We start from the raw sequence: 22,268 nt of genomic DNA, 5'->3' as shown, positions 1-22,268 counted from the left end.
TCCTTTATGATTCAGGGATATTCAGGGGTGAAGCGGATTGCCACGCCACGCTGAAAGCGTCTTGCGCTGCCGGCGCGTCGCGGTTACTGATACGAACGTTTAGCGTCCGTTGAGCAGCAAAGAAAATATTCAGTTCGGTTTGTTGATCATCATGACTGACCACGCTGACCCGCTCGACCTTGCCACGCGCGTCCAGGGACGTTTCGCTGGCTTCATCGAAGTTACCGTGAGTTTCAAATACGCTGGCAAAAAGGGCCTGAGTGCCGTGGGTTCGCAGCAGTAATGCCGGTTCATTACGCAGGTTGAAATGCGGGTCGCTGGCACCGGTACGGGCGACAATCAGTTCGCCGCCATCCGGGAAGGCGCTGATCAGCGTGCGGTAGCTGTCACCGTCGAGCCAGCTGAATAAGGCCGAATCCCCCGCCGCCATCCCAGCCCGTGCGCAATCCCACAAATGCTGATATCCGTGCCCTTCGCCAAGCGGCGTTAGCTGGCTGGCTGCATGAAGGCTGGTATCAGTGCGGACAAACTGACCGAGATGATGCAGGCAATAATCGTACTGATGGAGTTCATGACTGGTAAGCCGGAATACATCGACGATCAGCGGCGAGGACAGTTCCGGCAGGTTCAGCATCAGCACCGTGCGTTGCTGATTGACACCCGGATAGTAGCTGCCGAGCCGCGCACTCATGCCTTGTCCGGCCGGATTATCCGTGACAAAGAAATGCCGTTCGCCCCAGCGTTTTTCTGCCTCCAGACTGTTACCGCCATTCTGGCTTTGTTCGTCAACCACCACGGTGTTATGTGCGACGGTCTGCTTACAATAACTATTGTTTTCAGGAATATAGCGACCACCGAATTTGGGCTCGACGTTAACCCAGCGGCCAAAGCCATAATCACGCAGGAACTCGCGTCCGCAGCTGAACAGGCTCAGATGCAGTCCGTCAAAATGGCCGTGATTAAGTGCCGAATGCAGGCGCGGGATACTGCCGTGCTGGCCATACCACATCAGCGCCATAGCCTGATTTTCTGCGCCACTGCGCAAAATTCCGATGCCGCCCTGCGCGCCTTGCGGCCCATCACGCAGTTCGATGCTTCCCCAGTCCACGGGCGTTGCCGGAGCATCTTTCAGGGCAGCTGAAAGTTCCAGCGCAGCCTCACTGGCCCATACCGTCTGTTGTTGTTGCGCGACAGCGATCCACTGCGGGTGGTGACCATAGCGGGAATAGCAGACGCTGGCGGCGATCACCGCGCCGTCATCACGAATATTGATGGTTTTAGAGGAATCATTCAGTGCAGGCCAGACGCCATCGGGGAATGCCGTCTGCATCAGGGCTTCACAGGTTTTACGGATAATCTGATCGCGGAACTGATAAATCTTTAACGCCGGCTGACGCCGTTCAATGGCCTCCGCCAGCAGCAGCAACGGGCGCAGCGCGAAACGGTGATAATAGGGCCCTTCAATGTAATAACCGTCTGGCGAAAAAAGCTGACTGAGCTGGGCAAAGAATCCGCCACTTTCACTGTCACCTTTCAGACCATACAACGCTTTTTCGACCAGCGCCGGATCGCCCAGCGCGTAACCGCTGATCGCCGCCGCCGCCACCGACCAGATCCCGTGGTTATGCACGATATCAAAATCGCGGCTGTGCCGCTTCAGTGCATCATCCGCCATCACCCGAAACAGGTTAGCTTCAATATATTCACGCTGAGCTGCATCAAGTGAGGGCATCACGCAGTGATAACCTTCGGCGGCGTACAGCCAGAACATATTCTCATTCAGTGTCTGATGGAACAGGCGTCCTGGAGCATTGCTGTCTTTGCTGGTTGCGCTGCCCAGCGAGGGATAAATGTCAGCATAAGCGTTCAGCAGTGCCAGCGCGTAATCCGTATAACGGGGCTCCCCTGTGATCAACGCGAAACGCCCTGCCAGGTTGATCCCCAGATAGTTCTGCTTATGCTGCGTATGCTCCGGGCCGCCCGCTTCACCCTGGCCGGGAACCGACACGGGCTGCATGAGCATGTTTTCCAGCGTGGCGATTTGCGCACGCAGCGCCACCCCCAGAGGGGAATCTGCGTTAATCTGCCTGTGCAGTTTTTCCGCCCCGTCAGGGCTTATCAGCAACGGCTGCCAGTGATTCATTTTTGTACCTCCGGCGGCTGCGGCGCGACATAACCAGCCGCAAAAGACGGCAATGAGAGCAGCCAGGTGTCACGTTCGGCTTCCATTACCGCACCACGCGTAACATCTTCGTGATAACCGCCGGACGCCGGTTTCACCGCCGGCGGCAAGGTAAATTTCGCGCTGCGGATGTACTGTTCGTAACGTTTTTCCCCCGTCGCGTTATCCGCCCACGAGAGCAAAGGCACCGGACGCACTCGGATCTGATCGAGTGATTTGTACGGCCACGGCACCGACGGATCGGTAAAGCGCGCCATGAAATCCAGCGAGGTCAGCACGCTGCCGCCTTGTGGTGTTTTGTAATGCCAAAGGTCAATGCCGTTTTTCTGCGCCAGCACCGCCATCATGCTGATCGCCTGTAAATTGAAATAGCTGTAATGAAAAGAACGTGTGCGCGCCAGCTCGGCGGGCTGAGTACCGTCAGGTTTCAGCTGTACATCAAGCTTACTTTTCATCAGTTTCGCCATATCGCCAATCACCGCGTTATCCCCCAGATACCATGCAATGCCCGATACCTGCGTCACATACCAGTTACCGTGATTGTTCTCTGTGCGCCCTTCTTTTTTCGCGATTTTACTGCCCTGTAACCAGCGGAGATACGCCTGCATCCACGCCCGCATTTGCTGTTCGTCGTTGTCCGTCCATGCCGGATCCCCGCGCAACAACACTAATGAATCCACGATCCGGGTGGAAAAATAGCGTCCATCCAGCACACCGGCGTTGCGTCCCGGCGAGATGCCCGGTACGCCCTGCGCAAAATTCAGATTCGGGTTCATGCGCGTTTCCGGCGTGATAAACCAGGTACGCAGCAGGCTGACCGCCTTATCCGCGTATTTCTGTTCGCCGGAGAAATACCACGCCAGCGTCAGGTTCTGCACCCGTGCGGTAAAATCGGCCAGCCGCACCCCGTCGCTCTGATCGTTTTTACTGGCGGGATTCACATGGCCATCCTTGCGGATCCAGGGCAGCCCGTCGGATTTACTTTCGTCCGGCCACCAGTACGCACTCAGGCTGAGATAATCGTGCTTCGATCCCCCGGGCGGCGTCATCCCTTTGTCAGTGACGCTCAGTTCAGGCTTCTTCAGCGCGGAATCCGCCGCCGCCAGCAAGTGCTGATAGGCCTCTGCCGTTTGCGGTGCCGCACGGTGATCATGCAGTTGCTGACGGACAACGGCCATTTGTGCCGTATTTAAAAATGCCGGTTCGCCCGCCAGTGCATCCGCAGAAGCGGCCATCAGCGTCAGTATCAGCATCGCGCCCACCGTGATCCCCGTTCCCGCATCTTTCACATTACAGCGCTGAATTAACTTCATGTTTTCTCCCGGCTACACGCCGTTGCTCCGTTGAGATTTCACGCTTTAGTCATACTAATAAAGCAATGAACCTTCAGTTTCGCCAGTCTGAATTGACTCAAAAGCAGACAATAAGCCCAAATAGCGACCAGAATCACAATTTGATAACAAACTAAGCATTTCTTATTTGTCCGACTTTTAATTTCCATTCTCTCTTCTACGCTTGCTCATTACATAACCAAAAAACATCTCACCCTACAAACGAGAGAGTAACGACAATGGATATTAACGTTCTGGTCATGATCGGTTACTTCGTCTTAATGATTGCCATCAGTTATGCCTTCAAAAAAATGGCGTCCGGTTCCTCCAGCCATTATTTCCGCGGCGGCGGGCGAATGCTCTGGTGGATGGTTGGCGCGACCGCCTTTATGATTCAGTTCAGCGCCTGGACGTTTACCGGCGCGGCCGGTCAGGCTTACCGCTACGGTTTCAATGTCGTCAGCGTATTTGCAGGTAACGTGTTCGGTTATCTGATTGCCTGGTGGTGGTTTGCCGCACGCTTTCGCCAGTTGCGCGTCGATACTGCCACCGAGGCCATCAACCATCGCTTCGGCAAAGGCAACGAACAGTTTTTCACCTGGATGATCATTCCGCTGAGCATCCTCAGTGCCGGCGTATGGCTGAACAGCCTGGCGGTATTTGCCAGCGCAGTATTCCGGCATGACATCACGCTGACACTGTGGGTGACGGGCACCGTGGTGCTGGTGATTTCACTGCTGAGTGGTGCCTGGGGCGTGGTGGCCAGTGACTTTGTGCAGACGCTGGTAGTAGCAATTATTTCTATCGCCTGTGCGGCAGTGGCACTGTTTAAAGTCGGCGGCCCGGTCAAACTGGTGACTGAGTTTCCGTCCGGCTTCATTACCGGCCCTGACGTTGGGCCGCATTACATTTCCCTGCTGGTGGCCTGTTTTCTGTTCTTCTTTATCAAGAATGTACAGAGCATCAATAACCTGCAGGATTCGTACCGTTTCCTGAATGCTAAAGACAGCTTCAATGCCAAAAAAGCGGCATTGTTCGCGTTAGTGTTGATGCTGGCCGGTACGATTATCTGGTTCATTCCGCCATGGGCGGTAGCGATCTTGTATCCTGACGCGGCAACTGCACATCCGGAACTCGGCAAAAACGCAACGGATGCGGTGTATTTGATTTTCGCTGAACGCGCGATGCCGGCAGGCACCGTGGGCCTGCTGATGGCCGGATTGTTTGCTGCCACCATGTCCTCAATGGATTGTGCACTGAACCGAAACTCGGGAATTTTTGTACGCAGTTTCTGGACGCCCGTCATCAACCGCCACAGTGAGCGCAGCGACAAATACCAGTTGCGCGTTGGCCAGATTGCCTGCGTGGTGAATGGTGTACTGGTGATCCTGGTCGCGCAGTATATGCATACCATGCAGACGGTCAGCCTGTTCGATCTGATGATGAAAGTCGGCACGCTGATGCAGGCACCGATTGTCGTCCCGCTGTTCCTCGGCGTGTTTATCCGCAAAACTCCGGACTGGGCCGCGTGGGTGACCGTACTGTTTGGATTATGCGTGTCTTATGTCGTCGCCAATCTGTTCACGGCACCGGATGTCGCCCGCCTGCTGGGTATCTCGCTGACAACACGTGAGCTGCTGGATGTGGCCATCATGTGGAACATCTTTGCGCATCTGGTGTTTACCGGCGGGTTTTTCTGCCTGACCACCTTGTTTTATCGTGAGACTAATACAGCGCGTGAAACCCGGCGCAAACAGTTCTTCACCGATAGGGAAACGCCTGTCTATGCCGACCATGAACAGGATGAATTTGACCGGTTGCAACGCGATAAAATCGGCCGGATTTCGATGTACATGGGTGCGGGTTTGCTGCTGATGGTGCTGGTACCTAACCCGCTGTGGGGACGTCTCCTGTTCCTGCTGTGCGCCCTGTCAATTCTGCTCTTTGGCTGGATATTGCATCGCAGCGCAGAAAAAGGCATGAAAGCGGCTCAGGCTGAAAAAGCCTTAAAACGGCATGTAGTAACGTCACAACGATAGGGAAAATCACGCAGGGTTTCCGCCGGAAGCCCTGCCCGTTTATTTACAACAGTCCGCGCTGTTTCAGCGTCATGCGCGTGGCTTCATTAAGATCGTACTTCGCCAAATCTTCTTTGCGCACCCAGGCATAACGTTCAAATTCATCGTTAAGGGTGATGAGGGTATTCTTCGCCTGGCAATGGAAGATCAGATAAATCATGTAGATCTCTTCTTTGCGACCATCCGGATAAGTTTTAGTGCGAATATCATCACGGAAGGTCCAGGGCGTGATATGGGACAGTTCCAGCGATTCACCCAACTCTTCCCGCACTTCACGCAGTAATGCCTGTTCGATGGTTTCTCCCGGCTCCATCCCTCCCCCTGACAGTGCCCACTGACCGGGAAAGACACCCCGGCCGGAGGGCATTTTACACAGCAGATATGTTTCTTCATGTTCAATTAACGGGCAGACAATAGTTCTCTGGCGCATATTTTCCTACACAGTTATCGGAGATTTTCAGCAGGGAAAAATAGCATATTGCGGGGAACGGATACCGGTATTCATGTCATAAAAAACCCGTCCTGACGACGGGTTTTAATAGGAAACAAAATAAAGATTACGCACCGGGTTTATTTCGGGAGTTCTGATACCTGTTTCACTTCAGTTTTGCTGATTTGCTGTTTCACACCATTAGCATCAGTGTATTCGAGCAAGCCGGAATCGGCCTCTTTCGGTTTACCGTCACTGATAATGGTTCGCGCATCATTGGTCTGAATGGCATAACTGGTACGGGTGCAACCTGATAGCGCAGCGACACACATGATAGCAGCTAAAGGTAATAACATTTTTTGTGGCAATAAATTCCTGTTCATCGTTCTCTCCTTAGGGGTTATTTCAGGGTAAATCAGTTATCCAGTTCACTCATATTTTTAACCTGGTCGCGGTTAATCTGCTCGGTTTTACCCGTCTCGGCATTTTTATAAGACACCAGACCGGTATCATCATCTACCTGAGGTTTACCGTCCGTGACGATGGTTTTCCCGTCCGTGGTTTTAATCGCCTGATTAGACGCACAACCTGCAACAAAAAGAATGGATACGGCAGCAAGTGATGCGGCAATAAGGTTTTTCCTGTTCATACTTTCTCTCCTGAAAGGGATCCTGATTTAACAATGTTTTCAGTAAGCTTAGTTAACATTTCAGACTCTTCATTCAGAAACATCTGTATTTGCCCTTCGTCACTTTATAAGCGGCGCGTCATTAAAAGCACAAAAACCCTTAACAGACCGGCGACTCCCTTTCCCCAATCGGCGCATGCTGGAATGCTGCTATAAAACGCGCTGACTTTTCACGGCGTAATCCGTATCATACGCGCCACACGTACGCATGCCGGATGCTGACTGCGGGAACGAACCCGCCTTTTATCATCCGCCGGTAAAGCATGAAAGCGACCCGACCGGTATGCTGAACAAGAAACTCGCGTTACAGGTTTTCCCTGTTGCGTCATCAGATGAATCGAACATAAAAATGTCAGATAATCAAACAGTTAATAAAAAAGAGCAGTACAACCTCAATAAATTGCAAAAACGCCTGCGTCGTGACGTAGGGAAAGCGATTGCTGACTTCGGTATGATCGAAGAAGGTGATCGCATTATGGTGTGTCTCTCCGGCGGGAAAGACAGCTACACCATGCTGGAAATTTTGCGCAATCTGCAACAAAGCGCGCCGGTGAATTTCTCACTGGTGGCGGTCAATCTTGACCAGAAACAACCGGGTTTCCCGGCACACATCCTGCCTGAGTATTTAGAAACACTGGGCGTGGAATATAAGATTGTCACCGAAGACACCTATTCCATCGTTAAGGATAAAATCCCGGAAGGCAAAACAACCTGTTCACTGTGTTCACGTCTGCGCCGCGGCATTTTGTACCGTACTGCGACAGAACTGGGTTGTACCAAAATTGCCCTCGGCCATCACCGCGATGACATTCTGCAGACGCTGTTCCTGAATATGTTCTACGGCGGCAAGCTGAAAGGGATGCCACCAAAACTGATGAGCGACGACGGCAAACACATCGTGATCCGCCCGCTGGCCTACTGCCGCGAGAAAGATATCGAGCGTTTTGCGATTGCGCGCGAATATCCGATTATCCCTTGTAACCTGTGCGGTTCGCAGCCAAATCTTCAACGCCAGGTGATCGGCGACATGCTGAAAGACTGGGATAAAAAATATCCAGGCCGTATTGAGACCATGTTCAGCGCAATGCAAAATGTGGTGCCTTCACATCTTAACGACATGAATCTTTTCGATTTTAAAGGGATCCGTCACGGCGACGAGGTTGTGGACGGCGGCGACCTGGCCTTTGATCGCGAAGATATTCCGCTGCAACCGGCTGGCTGGCAACCGGAAGAAGATGAAGTCGCTGCACCGGCTGAGCGCCTGAACGTACTGGAAATTAAATAGTCTCCGGCGCAGCGTTCGTTGTGAATCTTATAGCCCGCGCAATGCGGGCTTTTTGTTTTTCAGGCTAATGTGAACGTCTCAGTCCAGTTGTAATTCGTCATGACCAGTTTCACCGGCAGACTCAGCGAGCCAAAGTCTTTCTGCCGGTTTTCCCGGAACCAGACACGCAGCGTTTCGGGCAGGTATTGCGCGCTGTAACGCAGCAACGTGCTGTGCCAGAAAACTTGCGGGATTTCCGTGTTGGGATATCGCTCTCTGATTTTTACTGCCCAGGACGTATTCAGTAAATGCTCCACCAGCGCCTGCCTCAACCGCAAACTTTCCGCATCCGGAAATCCCGCCAGCAAAAGTTGATCCGGTAAAGCCACCAGCCGCAAATCGCTTATCTGCATAACATGGCTGCGGCAATATTGTTCAAAGATACTGATCAGATCCGCGAGATCTTCCGCGTCTTCCGGTTTGTCATACAACGCCTGCGTGATGGCGAAAAAGGTGAAATGCATTCCGTTCACCTGTGCCACATCGGCCAGCGGATCCCCCTGCGCCGCAGTGGCTAACTCGTCCAGTAACGCTGCCATCGGGGAGCCTGCGCGATGGCCACTGGTGATAGCAAGCCGTGTCGGGTGATAGAAAGGTTCAGTGCGGATTTCGCCCGTTCCGCGGTGGGTATTCCAGATTGCTGACGTTTTAGCCGTCGTATTTTCATACGCCTGATGAATAATTTCCCGTGTGTGCAAAGCCACCTCCTGTTATATCGAAAATAAGATCGTCAGGCGAAAATGCCTGTGCAGGCCTTCCGCAGCGAGAAACCCCAAAAAGATTGAGCGAAATCAACATTAGACAGGCCGGATCGGTGCAATATCTATTCCGCAGGTGAATGCAACGTCAAGCGATGGGCGTTGTGCTCCATATTGTCTTATTTCCAAATTTTTAGAATTAATGCATAGCACAATTTAATTCGAACGACGCCGGTCTTATGACCGGCTTTTTTTTGCTTTTTTTCAGCAGGTTAACCTTCTACAGCCAGCGACTTTTCTTCATCCACAGTGCCACCCCTCCGCCCAGTGCCACCAGACAGGCACAGAAAATTCCGAAGCCAAACGGTGACGTATTACCGGGAATACCGCCCAGATTGACCCCAAACAGCCCCGTCAGGAACGTCGCCGGCAGGAAGACCATCGCCAGCAGTGACATGGTGTAAGTGCGGCGGTTCAGTGAATCAGCCATCAGTGAACTGATTTCATCCGAGAGCACCGCTGTACGCGCAATGCTGGCATCCAGATCATCGAGCCCGCGCCCTAAACGGTCCGAAATTTCCTGCATCAGACGGCGGTCATCATCATTCATCCACGGCAGGCGTTCACTGGCAAGGCGCGAGAATACATCGCGCTGCGGTGCCATATAGCGACGTAATACAATAAGTTGTTTGCGCAGCAACGCCATTGCGCCCCGCTCCGGCACCTGCTGCTCCATCAAATCATCTTCAATATCGATAATTTTATCATGCAGGTCCTCAATGAAATTACTGGTGTGTTCAGTCAGCGCATCACAAATTTCCACCAACCAGCGCCCCGTATTCTTCGGCCCGCTGCCTTGTTTCATATCCCCGATCATCTCTTCCATGGAAAACACTTTCCGGTGACGCGTGGAAACAATCATTTTGTCGGTAAGATAGACACGGATAGTGACCAGCTGATCGGGCCGTGCATCGGCATTAAGGTTGATACTACGTAAGGTGATCAGCGTACCCTCGCCAACGCGCATGACTTTCGGACGGACGCTGTCCCCGGCCAGGGCTTCACGCACGGTATCCGGCAGCACCGGGGTGCTGTTAATCCATTGTTCGCTGGCGGGAAGCGTGTAATCGAGATGCAACCAACAGGGTTTATCTTCACTGGCGACACATTGCGGGCTGATGACATTCACACCGCCCTGTCCGTCCATCTGGAAAGCATAAACGGCATCTGAAACCTGTAATTCTTTTCCCTTAATGACTTCCACGACGTTCCTCGCTTTTTCTTCGTTATCAGTGTTAAGTCTGGCGTTAAGTCTCTGACATTCAAAAACCCGACTCAGGCCAACATGGCTGGCATCCCCTGCCAAAGCAGATCATGCCACGGGATTTATCTAAAGATGTTACACATATGCTGTTAAATATGTCGTGATATCACAGAGTGTGTCTCTCCGCCGGGCGCCTGCATTTCGGCCAGTTCAGGCATCACGCTGCGCATCATTTCGAGGAATTTACGCAGGCGCGCCGGATAATAACTGGAGTACGGATAAACCAGATACACCGGCAGCGGTAAGGCGTTCCAGCCGGGTAATACCCGCTGCAATCGCCCTTCAGCGATATCTTCTTTAACAATCCATGCCGACACAATGCCGGCTCCTAATCCCGACAGAACGGCCTTTCGCACGGCGTATAAACTGTCAGTCGCCATACGCGGCGAGATGCTGCAACTTTCCATTCTGCCGTCGTTATCATGTTTTAGCGCGAATTCGTTGCGGTAAAAGGTGCTTAAAGAAATCCAGGGCAATTGTGGCAGTTCGCTGACCCGGTTAACCGGATGCTGTTGCAGCAGTTCCGGTGTCGCCACCACAATACGAGGTACCTCGGCCAGCAAAATGGCGACCATCGACGGATCGACAATATTCCCCACCTGAATGGCGCAATCGATATCTTCCGAAATGAAGTCCGGCGTGCGGTCATTCAGCATCCAGTCCACGGAAAGATTCGGATAACGCTGTAAATAACGGGTCAGCGGCGCGATCAGCTGGTCCTGCCCGAACGCATGCGGCGCACGCACCCGCAGGATCCCCACCGGTTCATCGCCCGCACCGTTTAACTGATCTTCCAGCGAAACCCACCGCTCAAGCAGTAATTTTGCCTGCTCATAACACCGCTGACCGTCGTCGGTGAGCTTCATCGCGTGGGTGGTGCGCAGGATAAGTTTCGCACCCAGCAGACGCTCAAGTGACTGCAAACGGCGGCTGACGGTCGGCTGGCTGGTGCTCAGTTGCGACGCGGCGGCGGACAAACTGCCGCTTTCCACTATCCGCACAAAGGTTTGCATCAGGTCGATGCGGTCGATACCACTGGTGCCGGGATTGTTCATACGCCTCACGTATAACAGTTTTACCTTTCTGCAGGCTACCACTTATAACCGTTTGGGTGAAGAATGCATTCCACGTACTTGCAGTTATAAACTTATTATTCAGGGGTCAGGCCATGTCAGAACTTACCAGCACATCCCATGTTGAGGGATCCGCCCTGTCGGGCAAAATCATTTTTACGCTGGCCGCCGGTGCGGGATTAAGCGTCGCCTCGATTTACTACAGTCAGCCGATGCTCGGCATTATGGGCGATAATCTGCACGCCAGCCCCCCATCTGTCGGCCTTATCCCGACGCTTACTCAGGCCGGTTATGCATTGGGGATCCTGTTCCTCATTCCGCTGGGTGACCGCCATGACCGCCGCACCATTATTTTGCTGAAAAGCATGCTGCTGGCCGCGGCGTTGCTGCTGTGTGGTTTTGTACCGGGCATTCACGGCTTGCTGGTAGCCAGCCTGATCACCGGCATCGGTGCAACCATGGCGCAGGATATCGTGCCCGCCTCAGCGCATATTGCACCCGCCGCGCTACGGGGGAAAACGGTCGGCACCGTGATGACCGGACTTCTGGTCGGGATTTTACTGTCCCGCGTACTCAGTGGTTTTGTGGCAGAGTATTTTGGATGGCGGGTGATGTATCAGCTGGCGGCGCTGAGCGTCGCGCTGATTGGCATCGCGTTGTGGCGGGTTCTGCCGCGTTTTACGCCGGACACACGCCTCAGTTATGCCAGCCTGTTGCATTCAATGTTTGGTCTGTGGAAAAACTATAAAACACTACGCCATGCCGCGCTGGCTCAGGGGTTATTGTCCGTAGCGTTCAGCGCCTTCTGGTCCACGCTGGCGATTATGCTCAACGAACAGTTCCACCTGGGCAGTGCGGTGGCCGGCGCATTTGGACTGGCAGGAGCAGCTGGCGCCCTGGCAGCACCGCTGGCCGGTGCGTTAGCTGATAAGAAAGGTCCGGCGCGTGTGACTCAGATAGGATCAGCGCTGGTGATGATTTCTTTTGCGGCAATGTTTCTGTTACCGCTGTTGTCACCGCACGCTCAGCTCGCGCTGATTGTTCTGAGTGCCATCGGTTTTGACTTAGGTATTCAGGCCACGCTGGTAGCCCATCAGACGCTGGTTTATGGTCTTGAACCGGCCGCCCGTGGTCGTCTGAATGCCCTGCTGTTCACCGTCGTCTTTATCGGCATGTCAGCCGGTGCGGCGCTGGGCAGTAAAGCGCTGGCAACCGGGGGCTGGACAGGTGTAGTGGCGTTGGCAACGATTGCGGCGGGTGCGGCACTTTTGCTGCGTCTGTTCAGCCGTAAAAGCTGAAGGGTGGGATAAAAGATCAGCGCCCGCGGCTATTCGCTGCGGGCGCTTTTTTATGTCAGTCAGATCAGTGTTTCAGAATATACATTTCCTGACTGTAAGCCACGTCTTCAGGATTATCAATCGGATAACCTTTCACCCAGGGCTTAATCAGACGCCCGTTGGTGTACTGATAAATCGGCGCAATCGGTGCCTGTCCGGCGATAATTTGCTCGGCTTTGTTGTAGTCATTGTTGCGGCGTGCGTCATTCGTTTCACGGCTGGCGTCACTGATGACTTTGTCATATTCCGCGTTGCTGAATTTGCTGATGTTGCCATTGTGCGTGGACGTCAGCAGCGACAGGAAGGTGGAGGCTTCGTTGTAATCGCCCACCCAGGAGGCACGGATCACATCGAAATTGCCGGTATTGCGGCTGTCGATGTAGGTTTTCCATTCCTGATTCACCAGTTTCACATCGGCACCCAGCGTTTTTTTCCACATTGAGGCCACTGCGATGGCAATCTTCTGATGACTTTCCGACGTGTTATACAACAGCGTCAGATGCAGCGGTTTAGCCGGGCCGTAACCTGCCGCCGCCAGCAGGCTTTTCGCCTGTGCGTTCAGTTCTTCCTGCGAATATTGTTGTAACTCACTTTCAGCCGGTTTGAAGCCGTTCGTCACATCCGGTGTAAAGCGCCACGCCGGTTTTTCACCGGTGCCCAGCACTTTTTCAGCAATAATTTTACGATCGATACTCAGTGAGAGTGCCTGACGCACGCGGGCATCATCGGTCGGCGCACGACGGGTATTGAAAGCGTAATAGTACGTTCCCAGCTGATACGGCGTGTAAACCTGTCCCGGCAGATCATGCAGCAACTTTTTATACTGGTCTTTTGGGAAGGATTCGGTGATATCGATATCATTAGCCAGATAACGTTTCGTCGCGTTGGACTCTTTATTGATCGGCACAAAAGTGACTTTGGTCAGCACCGTATGGGCATGATCCCAGTAATACGGATTCGGCTCCAGCACCAGCTTTTCATTGACCACGCGGTCTTTCAGCACATACGCGCCGTTACCCACCAGATTGCCCGGTTTAGTCCAGTCATCACCGTATTTTTCAACAGTGGCTTTATGTACCGGGAACAGGCTGAAGTTCGCCAGCAGACTGACAAAATAAGGCACCGGCTTATCCAGAGTAACGCGCAAAAGCGTCGGGCTGACAGCGGTCACGCCCAGTTTATCCACCGGCATTTTCCCGGCGATGATCGCATCAGCGTTAGCAATACCAGCCAGACCGGCAAACCACGCGCCGGATGATGACCCTTTCGGATCCACCAGACGCTGCCAGCTGTAAACGAAATCTTGTGCAGTCACCGGATCGCCATTCGACCATTTGGCGTCTTTGCGCAAGGTAAACAGGAATACCTGATTGTTCTGGTTTTGCCAGCTTTCCGCTACGCCCGGAATACTTTTCCCGGTGGCATCCTGATTTACCAGCCCTTCGAATAAGTCACGCGCCACCTGCGCTTCAGGCAAACCGACAACTTTAGCCGGATCCAGTGAGGCGGGTTCGTCTTTAATATGACGGACAATTTCCTGTTTCGCAGCAAGCTGGGTACCGGCGGGAACCTGTGCTGCCGTAGCCTGACCGGCAGTCAGTGCGACCAGTGCGGCGCATGCGGAATAGGATAAAAGCGGAAATGAATTTCCCTGCGGCATAAATTCTCCTGAACTGACAAAGGGCTACGCCCTGAAACATTCACGAGTTTTATCATTATCGGTAAGAATCCCCTATAAGAAATCGTTACAGATTTGCCTTCACGCACAAAACCGCCGGGTTTGATGAATAAAAAGCCGGATGAAATCAGTCCGAACCGGCAACATCAATGCCGCCGCAGTGGAATTTCAGCGCCGGTTCGACATCCTGTGCCAGCCAGGTCGGTCCATCAAGATCGATAAACTTCGCCCCTGCCGTCAGCGGTAAAGCGGCGCGAACCGCCCGTGATGTGCACAACATGCAGCCGGGCATGATCTCAAAACCCTGTTCACGCGCGGCGGCTGCCAGCAGCAGTGCGCCGGTCAGACCGCCGGTTTTATCCAGTTTAATATTCACCATGTCATAACGGTTTTTCAGCGCGGGTAAGCCTTCCACCGTATGACAACTTTCGTCGGCGCAAACCGGCAGCGGGTGGATAAAATTTTCCAGCGCCGAATCTTCACCGGCGGGCAGCGGTTGTTCGAGCATCAGGATGCCAAGGTCAGCCAGCAACTGACAGCGCGCCGCCAGCCCGTCGCTCTGCCAGGCTTCATTGGCATCGACAATCAGCGAGGCATTCGGCACGGCGGCCCGCACAGCCACCAGACGCTCTGCGATCAGCCGGTCATCAAGTTTGATTTTCAGCAGCGTCGCCCCCTTCTGTTGCAAGGCCAGCGCCGCTTCGGCCATGGCTTCCGGCGTACCCATGCTCACGGTCTGCGCCATGCTGACGGATGCCAGTGGTTCTGTGCCGGTCAGTTGCCATAAATTCAGGCCACTCGTCCGGGATTCAAGGTTCCACAGCGCACAGTCCAGCGCATTACGTGCAGCACCCGCCGGAAGCATATGTTGCAATTGTTCACGGGTAGCGCCCTGTTCAATCGCCGTTGCCACGCTGCCAATTTGCGCCATCACCGATGTTTCACTTTCATCATAACGCGGATACGGCGTACATTCCCCGACGCCACGAATGCCGTTTTCTTCAATTTCAACCACGACTACCCGCGCTTCAGTACGGCTGCCACGCGAAATGACGAACGGTGTATGTAACGGCCAGGCTTCCGGATAAAAACGAACATTTCTCATAACGTCTCCAGTGGTGAAATGCGCCCTGCGGGTTACAATCAACATATACAAGTTATTAACAAATAATCTATATCCAACATAGCATTGTTACCCTAAACTGAAAGCCGTTTGACTCCAATGGACATAGGAAATAATCATGACCCAGACAGTACACTTTCAGAGCAACCCGGTTAGCGTTGCAGGCAAAATCCCACAAAAAGGCGATGTCGCCAAGCCTTTCAGCCTGGTCGCTAAAGATCTTTCTGATGTCAGCCTGAGCAGCTTTGCAGGCAAGCGTAAAGTCCTGAACATTTTCCCAAGTATTGATACCGGCGTTTGCGCCACGTCTGTGCGCAAATTCAATCAGCTGGCGGGCGAAATCGACAACACCGTGGTACTGTGCATTTCGGCTGATCTGCCCTTCGCCCAGTCCCGTTTCTGCGGCGCGGAAGGTCTGTCTAACGTGGTCACATTGTCCACCCTGCGTGGCGGTGATTTCAAATCCGAATACGGCGTGGGTATCACCGACGGCGCATTGGCGGGTCTGACCGCGCGTGCCGTGGTGGTTCTGGATGGTCAGGACAACGTGCTGTACAGCGAACTGGTGAATGAAATCACCACCGAGCCTGACTATGAATCTGCGCTGGCTGTGCTGAAGTAATCACCGCTTCACAGGCAACAGATGAAAAAAAAGCAACGGCGTAATCCGTTGCTTTTTTTATGTATGCGATCCCTGAGAAGCAAATTACTCTTCGCTGTCGCCCGTTTCTCCCCGACGGCTGCTGAGGCCGTATTCGCGCAGTTTATTGGCAATGGCCGTATGCGACACCCCCAGACGTTTCGCCAGTTTACGCGTACTCGGATAAGTGCGGTAAAGACGGGTCAGCACGGAACGTTCGAAACGTTTACTGATATCGTCGAGCGAGCCGTTCAGCGCTTCCTCACCGAGGGTCACTTCCGCATCAAAATCTGGCAGAACGATGTCCTGCGGGCGCAGTTCGCCGCCTTCCAGTTGCGTCAGTGCGCGATAAATGGCGTTCTTCAACTGACGGACGTTGCCCGGCCAGCCGTAATGCGTCAGGTAATTCGCCAACTGTGAGGACAGCCTTGGACGCGGCATGCCCTGTTCATCAGAGAAACGCGCCACGAACAGCTCGGTCAGTGGCATCACATCCGCCGGGCGATCGCGCAGTGGTGGCAGTGTCAGGCTCAGCACGTTAAGACGGTAATACAGATCCTCACGGAATTCGCCACGCTGCACCAGTTCCACCAGATTTTTTTGGGTGGCGCACATCACACGGACGTCCACCTTCACTTCATGCTCTTCACCCACGCGGCGGAAGGTACCGTCATTGAGAAAACGCAGCAGTTTGATCTGCATCCGGGGTGACATCTCACCGATTTCATCGAGAAGTACGGAACCGCCGTTAGCCTGTTCGAAGAAGCCTTTCTTGCCTTCCAGCGCATTCGGATAGGCGCCGGCAGCGTAACCAAACAGCTCGCTTTCTACTACGTCATCCGGCAAAGAGGCACAGTTAAGGCCGAGGAACGGTTTCTTACCCCGTGCGCTGCGCAGATGGCAGGCGTGAGCCAGTAAATCTTTGCCGGTGCCGGTGTCACCGACAATCAGCAGCGGCGCATCCAGCATGGCAAGTTTGCGCGCCTGATCTAAAACGTGACGCATTTTGGTACTGACCGCGACGATGTGGTCAAACTCGCTGTCGTCGTTAACGGTCAGATCCTGCAACTGGCGCCCCATGCGGGCGGCCGATTTGAGCATGACAACAGCGCCGGCAATCCCGCCTTTTTTGTCTTCGTCATCCACGTGGATTGGCGTGAGGTCCATCAGAAAATCCTGACTGCGGATCACAATACGTTCAGTATGTGGCTGGGCATTGTCGCTTTCCAGCCAGCGCGTGACGTTGTAACCGGTGATCAGGTTTGCTGCCGTCACGGTGCGGATTTTGTCTTCATCGAGTTCAAACAATGCCATCGCGGCCGGGTTAGCCTGTTCGACCTTGCCTTTCATATCAATGGAAAAAACCGGTTCCGGCATGGAAACCAGCAAAGCGCGCAGCGCGCGGTGTTCGCGCTCGGAAGGCATGAACGGCACGGTCCGCACATCCGTTACGCCATCGATGCGGCGGATTTCAGCCATCAGGGCGCGAAAAGTATCAAAATCCAGTTGGGAAAAATTCAGGTAAATGCGGCCAATCGAGGCAATCTCGATACCGCGTAAATCGATACTGCGTAAAACCAGTAAATCGAGGAGTTCACGGGTGAGACCCAGGCGGTCTTCGCAAAAAACTTCCAGACGCATCAGTGTTGACCTTTTTCTGCCGGTGCGGAAATCGCTGCAGGCATAATACTCTTTCATGTACAGCGGAAGAAGAGACTGTCACGAAAAGTTGACAAAATAATTCACTTAATGACCACGGCCCACCCTGATGATCCGGTCTGTATTTTGCTGTGGCAGTGATTTGTGCTGTCCGCACCCGCCATATGCCGGTTTCTCCCTTCGCCCTTTTTCTGCTACTATCGCCCTTCTGATTTCATCGCCCAATGGTTCCCGACTATGAAGTTCGTCTCCTTTAATATCAACGGATTGCGCGCCCGCCCACATCAGCTTGCGGCAATAATCGAACAGCACCAGCCTGACGTTATTGGTTTACAAGAAACCAAGGTGCATGACGATATGTTCCCGCTGGAAGAAGTCAGCCAGCATGGTTACCACGTCTTTTATCATGGACAAAAAGGCCATTACGGCGTCGCCATGCTGACGAAGCAAGAACCCGTCGCTGTACGCCGGGGTTTCCCCGGTGATGATGAAGAATCTCAGCGCCGTATCATCATGACCGATATCGAAACGCCGCAAGGTATTCTGACGGTGATCAACGGTTATTTCCCGCAAGGCGAGAGCCGTGACCATCCGACCAAATTCCCGGCCAAAGAGAAATTTTACCGTGATTTGCAGGATTATCTGACCACCCGCTTGTCGGTGAATAATCCGGTCGTGGTGATGGGCGATGTGAATATCAGCCCGACTGATCTGGACATCGGTATCGGCGAAGATAGCCGTAAACGCTGGCTGCGCACCGGTAAATGTTCCTTCCTGCCAGAAGAGCGTGAGTGGATGGATCGCCTGAAAGGCTGGGGGCTGGTAGACACCTTCCGCGCGGCGAACCCGGACACTGCCGATCAATTTTCGTGGTTTGATTACCGCTCGCGTGGCTTCGATGAAAACCGCGGTCTGCGTATCGATCTGATCATGGCGAGCACGCCGCTGGCCGCGCGTTGCACCGCCACCGGGATTGATTACGCTATCCGCGGGATGGAAAAGCCGTCTGACCATGCGCCTATCTGGGCAACGTTCGATCTGAAATAATGCCATGAAGACGATTGAGGTGGTCGCCGCCCTGATTGAGTGCGAAGGCAAATTGCTGATCGCCCGACGGGATGCGTCCGGCGATCAGGCCGGTTTGTGGGAATTCCCCGGCGGAAAAGTGGAAGCCGGGGAAAGTCAGCCCGCCGCATTAGTGCGTGAGTTGTGGGAAGAAATGCGCATTAACGCGACGGTGACCGGTTTTGTCGCCACCAGCGAGGTACAACACGCGGCACGGCTGATCCGTCTGCACGGCTGGCGGGTCAGCGGATTCACCGGGACAATAATGTTACAGTGTCACTCTGAAATCTGCTGGGTAACGCCCGCCGAAGTGTTATCGTTTGAACTGGCACCGGCAGATATTCCGCTGATCGAAGCTTATCTGATGAAATTTGCCACGTAACCGGCTATTGCAAACAAAAAGGCGCGGACTGTTGCCCGTCACGCGCCTTTTCTTTATCTGAAGATTGAGACGGTGTTATTTCTTCAACACTTCCCATTTCAGCTCGTTGGTGCCCACCACGTTCGGGTCACGTGAGCATTGCAACACCACGCTGTCAGCCGTAACCACCGCACCTTCGCTGTAACTCTGGTTATTGTAGATGCAACAATTGTGACAGGTCGGCGCACTGTTATTGTTGTTGCCGCTGTTCTCCCAGATTTGCGGCGGCAAGGGCACCACGACATCCGCGCCGTTGCCAATATTGCTGCGGTTAGCCATTGCGGGTGCAGCCAGCAATGCGGAACTGATCAGCCATGTCATCAGCGCTTTACGGATAAAAATATTATTCATCACTGTTTGCGTCCTTCCCTTTGGTGCTCGCTTTGCGTCGTTTAGGGGCGCTTTTGCCTTTCGCTGCAGCGCCTGCTGGTTTGGAAGGCAGACTGCGGAATGCTGAAGACACCCGGTTCGTTTTGGCCTGCATGATGAGATTCTGCAACGTGGCGACCAGCGGTTGCATGAAATCCTGATAACGGCAGCTTTTTTCACTGATACGCGTCAGCGTGGATTCCCAGTCAGCGGTCATATCCGGGCGGGCAGCGATGTCCGGCAGCGAGTGGATCAAGGCACGCCCCGTATCGCTGGAATGAATATAGCGCCCTTTCTTATACAAAAATTCGCGGCGAAACAGCAGTTCGATAATCCCGGCACGCGTCGCTTCGGTCCCCAGTCCGTCAGTCGCACGCAGAATTTTTTTCAGTTCCTTATCCTGCACAAAACGCGCAATCCCGGTCATGGCGGAAAGTAATGTCGCATCGGTAAAAGGCCGCGGCGGCTGGGTCTGACGCTCAACCACTTCTCCGTGCTCGCACAACAGTTCATCACCTTTTGCGACCACCGGCAGCGGAGTACCTTCGTTTTCCTCGTCGCGTTCTTTACTGCCCAGCAATGTGCGCCAGCCTGCCTCAGCCAGGAAACGCGCTTTGGCGATAAATTTACCGCCCGCGATATCCAGGTCGATCACACATTTGCGATACACCGCATCCGGGCAGAATTGCATCAGATACTGACGTGCCACCAGACCGTAAATCTTACGTTCGTCATCGGTCAGGTTGACGTGACTGCTGCGCGCTGTCGGGATGATCGCATGGTGCGCATCGACCTTTTTGTCGTCCCAGCAGCGGTTACGCAAATCAGTATCTATCACCGGTTGTGGCATCAGATCAGGACGGTGAATACCGATAGCGTTCAGCACGGCGTGACGCCCGGCAAAGTGCTCTTCTGGCAGATATCGGCAATCCGAACGCGGATACGTAATCAATTTGTGCGTTTCGTACAATTTCTGGCAGATATCGAGGATCTGCTGGGCGCTCAGGCCAAAGGCTTTTGAGCCTTCAATCTGCAATGTGGAGAGCGAAAACGGCAACGGCGCAATGTCATTCTCACGCTTGTCATTATAGCCGGTGACCATTGCCGGTTGTCCGGCAATGCGGGCCACAACGTGATCGGCCAGCGGACGGTGCAGCAAACGGCCCTCTTCATCCTGATAGGGTTCGCAGGAATCACTCGGCTGCCACAGCGCCACAAAACGCTCTTCGGCAGGCGTAACAATGTGGGCTTTCACTTCAAAGAAATCTTTCGGCACGAAGTTTTCGATATCTTCGTCGCGGCGTACCACCAGCCCGAGAACCGGCGTCTGCACGCGTCCGACGGAAAGCACACCGTTGTAACCGGCGTTGCGCCCCAGAATGGTATAGGCGCGGGTCATGTTGATGCCGTAAAGCCAGTCGGCGCGGGCGCGGGCCAGCGCGGAGACACACAGCGGAATAAAATCGCGGTTATCACGCAGACGTTCAATAGCGCGCTCAACGGCCTGCGGGTTGAGATCGTTAATCAGGCAGCGCTGGGTAGCCTGGCGTTTTTCCGGCGTCAGTTCGAGATAATCCAGCACTTCATCCACCAGTAATTGCCCTTCGCGATCCGGGTCGCCGGCGTGGACGACCTGCGAGGCTTCGAGCAATAAACGCTTAATCACGTTGAGTTGTTTGGCGACTGAAGCGCGCGGCTGAAGCTGCCATTTTTCAGGAATAATGGGCAGATCCGCCAGTGACCAGCGCGCAAAACGGCTGTCGTAGGCGTCGGGTTGCGCCTGTTCAAGTAAGTGCCCGACGCACCAGGTCACTACCTGATCGTTACCACAGGCAATATAACCATCACCGCGGCGATGAGGTTTCGGCAGGACATCCGCAATCGCGCGGGCAAGGCTGGGCTTTTCGGCAATGAACAGACGCATCAACAGGCACCTGTTTGCGGTGTAATCGCGACAAAAATTTCCATTCTCCCACCCTTCATTTCACTACGTCCTCATCATGCAGAATGGCTATGTTAGCCGCTGGCGGCGTAATTAGTAAGATGGTTAAAAGGATCCGCGAGAGTGGTCGCTCATTTAGGCAGCAAAAAACCGGTTTAATCGGAAAAGGCCGATCAAAACCGGTTAATCAGTGAGCATTCTGGTTTTATAAATGCGTGACGAAGGGTGAGCTGTCGGCCGGGATCACCTGCAGACTGGCTTTCAGCTGCGGCGTGCCGAGATACAGGAAACCGACAATTTTGTCGTTTTCACCGCATTTGAATGCCTTGCGCACGTCCGGATGATCGGTCCACGCGCCGGTACGCCAGATGCCATTAAAACCCTGCGCCAGCGCGGCCATCTGCATGGCGTGCACGGCGCATCCGGCGGAAAGCAGCTGTTCCCACTGTGGCACTTTCGGGCTTTCTTTGCAGGCAGCAATCACGGTAATAATTTGTGGTGCACGCAAGGGGGCCTGCGTGGCTTTTTCGATGGCTTTTTCATCGGCGCCGTCTTTGATGGCTGCCGCGCGCAGCACTTCGCTGAAGCGGGTCAGACCGTCGTTTTCAGCAATCACAAACCGCCAGGGCTGGAGCGCACCGTGATCCGGAGCCCGCATACCGGCATGGATGATATTTTGCAGTGCTTCGCCCGCCGGTGCCGGAGCAGCCAGACGGGAAGCAGAACGGCGGTTAAGTAATAAATCCAAAGCGTCCATGGTGTTCTCCTGAGAATAATTGCTATTCGGATTACGTTAACATAAGCGTAACGCCTTTTTCCAACAGTCAGATGGCTTTCAGATAATGCATCACTGCCAAATTCTGACATGATTTAAAGCTGACATTTTTCTGGCGGGTCATTAGGATA

20 protein-coding genes and 1 pseudogene are annotated in these 22,268 nt (G+C 53.8%); 7 read left to right on the top strand and 14 right to left on the bottom strand.

The genetic code is table 11. The features are described 5' to 3' along the window. Nucleotides 1–4: 4 nt before the first annotated feature. Nucleotides 5–2,143 carry a heparinase II/III domain-containing protein gene (locus ACOZIO_RS01035; RefSeq protein ID WP_421594830.1) on the bottom strand — a complete coding sequence of 713 codons (2,139 nt, stop codon included), beginning with the start codon at nt 2,141–2,143 and terminating at the stop codon, nt 5–7. Continuing rightward, a complete protein-coding gene (locus ACOZIO_RS01030; RefSeq protein ID WP_421594829.1) occupies nt 2,140–3,495 on the bottom strand; it encodes an alginate lyase family protein in 1,356 nt (451 codons plus the stop codon). The genes ACOZIO_RS01035 and ACOZIO_RS01030 overlap by 4 nt, the downstream gene beginning before the upstream one ends. A 257-nt stretch (nt 3,496–3,752) precedes the next feature. Between ACOZIO_RS01030 and ACOZIO_RS01025 the strand changes: the two genes are divergently transcribed. Next, nucleotides 3,753–5,552, top strand: a complete 1,800-nt coding sequence (locus ACOZIO_RS01025) for a sodium:solute symporter family transporter (RefSeq protein WP_129951165.1) — start codon at nt 3,753–3,755, stop codon at nt 5,550–5,552. 43 nt (nt 5,553–5,595) lie between these two features. Here the strand turns inward: ACOZIO_RS01025 and nudI are convergent, their stop codons facing one another. The 3 genes from nudI to ACOZIO_RS01010 all read right to left on the bottom strand — a co-directional run bounded on the left by nudI (nt 5,596) and on the right by ACOZIO_RS01010 (nt 6,670). Next, a complete protein-coding gene (gene nudI, locus ACOZIO_RS01020) occupies nt 5,596–6,021 on the bottom strand; it encodes a nucleoside triphosphatase NudI (RefSeq protein ID WP_129951164.1) in 426 nt (141 codons plus the stop codon). 140 nt (nt 6,022–6,161) lie between these two features. After that, the gene (locus tag ACOZIO_RS01015; RefSeq protein ID WP_129951163.1) at nt 6,162–6,404 is read right to left on the bottom strand and encodes a YgdI/YgdR family lipoprotein; all 243 of its coding nucleotides are present in this window, start codon (nt 6,402–6,404) and stop codon (nt 6,162–6,164) included. A gap of 32 nt (nt 6,405–6,436) precedes the next feature. Then, nucleotides 6,437–6,670, bottom strand: a complete 234-nt coding sequence (locus ACOZIO_RS01010; RefSeq protein ID WP_015689902.1) for a YgdI/YgdR family lipoprotein — start codon at nt 6,668–6,670, stop codon at nt 6,437–6,439. 155 nt (nt 6,671–6,825) lie between these two features. On the opposite strand from ACOZIO_RS01010, the pseudogene ACOZIO_RS01005 reads away from it, so the two are divergent. Together ACOZIO_RS01005 and ttcA are read left to right on the top strand one after the other, a co-directional pair. Continuing rightward, nucleotides 6,826–6,957, top strand: a pseudogene (locus ACOZIO_RS01005) (site-specific integrase); the annotation flags it as partial. Between the two features lie 101 nt (nt 6,958–7,058). Next, complete coding sequence (ttcA, locus tag ACOZIO_RS01000) at nt 7,059–7,994, top strand: tRNA 2-thiocytidine(32) synthetase TtcA (RefSeq protein WP_129951161.1); 936 nt, start codon at nt 7,059–7,061, stop codon at nt 7,992–7,994. A 59-nt stretch (nt 7,995–8,053) separates the two neighbouring features. Here the strand turns inward: ttcA and ACOZIO_RS00995 are convergent, their stop codons facing one another. The 3 genes from ACOZIO_RS00995 to ACOZIO_RS00985 form a co-directional block, all read right to left on the bottom strand. Continuing rightward, a complete protein-coding gene (locus ACOZIO_RS00995) occupies nt 8,054–8,737 on the bottom strand; it encodes a hypothetical protein (protein ID WP_421594828.1) in 684 nt (227 codons plus the stop codon). Nucleotides 8,738–9,011: 274 nt separating this feature from the next. After that, nucleotides 9,012–9,995, bottom strand: a complete 984-nt coding sequence (zntB, locus tag ACOZIO_RS00990; RefSeq protein WP_129951159.1) for a zinc transporter ZntB — start codon at nt 9,993–9,995, stop codon at nt 9,012–9,014. 149 nt (nt 9,996–10,144) lie between these two features. Further along, nucleotides 10,145–11,110 (bottom strand): LysR family transcriptional regulator, encoded by a 966-nt coding sequence (locus tag ACOZIO_RS00985; RefSeq protein WP_129990787.1) that lies wholly within the window; start codon nt 11,108–11,110, stop codon nt 10,145–10,147. Nucleotides 11,111–11,223: 113 nt separating this feature from the next. Between ACOZIO_RS00985 and ACOZIO_RS00980 the strand changes: the two genes are divergently transcribed. Beyond that, nucleotides 11,224–12,426: an MFS transporter gene (locus tag ACOZIO_RS00980; RefSeq protein WP_421594827.1), complete on the top strand. Its 1,203-nt coding sequence runs from the start codon at nt 11,224–11,226 to the stop codon at nt 12,424–12,426. Nucleotides 12,427–12,490: 64 nt separating this feature from the next. On the opposite strand, the gene ACOZIO_RS00975 is transcribed toward ACOZIO_RS00980, so the two are convergent. Together ACOZIO_RS00975 and ycjG are read right to left on the bottom strand one after the other, a co-directional pair. After that, the gene (locus tag ACOZIO_RS00975) at nt 12,491–14,125 is read right to left on the bottom strand and encodes an ABC transporter substrate-binding protein (protein WP_129990789.1); all 1,635 of its coding nucleotides are present in this window, start codon (nt 14,123–14,125) and stop codon (nt 12,491–12,493) included. 145 nt (nt 14,126–14,270) lie between these two features. Continuing rightward, nucleotides 14,271–15,248, bottom strand: a complete 978-nt coding sequence (gene ycjG / locus ACOZIO_RS00970; protein WP_129990790.1) for an L-Ala-D/L-Glu epimerase — start codon at nt 15,246–15,248, stop codon at nt 14,271–14,273. A gap of 136 nt (nt 15,249–15,384) precedes the next feature. Between ycjG and tpx the strand changes: the two genes are divergently transcribed. Further along, complete coding sequence (gene tpx, locus ACOZIO_RS00965; protein ID WP_129951154.1) at nt 15,385–15,888, top strand: thiol peroxidase; 504 nt, start codon at nt 15,385–15,387, stop codon at nt 15,886–15,888. A gap of 84 nt (nt 15,889–15,972) precedes the next feature. Here tpx and tyrR read toward each other — a convergent pair whose 3' ends face one another. Further along, nucleotides 15,973–17,547, bottom strand: coding sequence for a transcriptional regulator TyrR (gene tyrR, locus ACOZIO_RS00960; RefSeq protein ID WP_129951153.1), 1,575 nt, complete (start codon nt 17,545–17,547; stop codon nt 15,973–15,975). 255 nt (nt 17,548–17,802) lie between these two features. Here tyrR and xthA point away from each other — a divergent pair, with 255 nt between their 5' ends. Together xthA and ACOZIO_RS00950 are read left to right on the top strand one after the other, a co-directional pair. Then, nucleotides 17,803–18,612 carry an exodeoxyribonuclease III gene (xthA, locus tag ACOZIO_RS00955; RefSeq protein WP_129951152.1) on the top strand — a complete coding sequence of 270 codons (810 nt, stop codon included), beginning with the start codon at nt 17,803–17,805 and terminating at the stop codon, nt 18,610–18,612. A 4-nt stretch (nt 18,613–18,616) separates the two neighbouring features. Continuing rightward, entirely contained in the window at nt 18,617–19,012 is a 396-nt protein-coding gene (locus ACOZIO_RS00950) for a pyrimidine (deoxy)nucleoside triphosphate diphosphatase (protein ID WP_421594826.1), read from the top strand. A 75-nt stretch (nt 19,013–19,087) separates the two neighbouring features. Here the strand turns inward: ACOZIO_RS00950 and ACOZIO_RS00945 are convergent, their stop codons facing one another. The 3 genes from ACOZIO_RS00945 to ACOZIO_RS00935 all read right to left on the bottom strand — a co-directional run bounded on the left by ACOZIO_RS00945 (nt 19,088) and on the right by ACOZIO_RS00935 (nt 22,119). Beyond that, nucleotides 19,088–19,402 carry a DUF1496 domain-containing protein gene (locus ACOZIO_RS00945; RefSeq protein WP_129951150.1) on the bottom strand — a complete coding sequence of 105 codons (315 nt, stop codon included), beginning with the start codon at nt 19,400–19,402 and terminating at the stop codon, nt 19,088–19,090. Beyond that, on the bottom strand, nt 19,395–21,344 hold the full coding sequence (locus ACOZIO_RS00940; protein ID WP_165383681.1) for a DNA topoisomerase III: 1,950 nt from the start codon (nt 21,342–21,344) through the stop codon (nt 19,395–19,397). The genes ACOZIO_RS00945 and ACOZIO_RS00940 overlap by 8 nt, the downstream gene beginning before the upstream one ends. Nucleotides 21,345–21,567: 223 nt before the next feature. After that, nucleotides 21,568–22,119 carry an NAD(P)H nitroreductase gene (locus tag ACOZIO_RS00935; RefSeq protein ID WP_129951148.1) on the bottom strand — a complete coding sequence of 184 codons (552 nt, stop codon included), beginning with the start codon at nt 22,117–22,119 and terminating at the stop codon, nt 21,568–21,570. Nucleotides 22,120–22,268: the final 149 nt, after the last annotated feature.

It is taken from the genome of Rahnella sp. PD4 (genome assembly GCF_049199325.1).
GTDB classification, from domain to species: domain Bacteria; phylum Pseudomonadota; class Gammaproteobacteria; order Enterobacterales; family Enterobacteriaceae; genus Rahnella; species Rahnella perminowiae.
The sequence above is the reverse complement of the archived record's forward strand: the minus strand, read 5'-3'. Positions and strand labels throughout refer to the sequence as shown.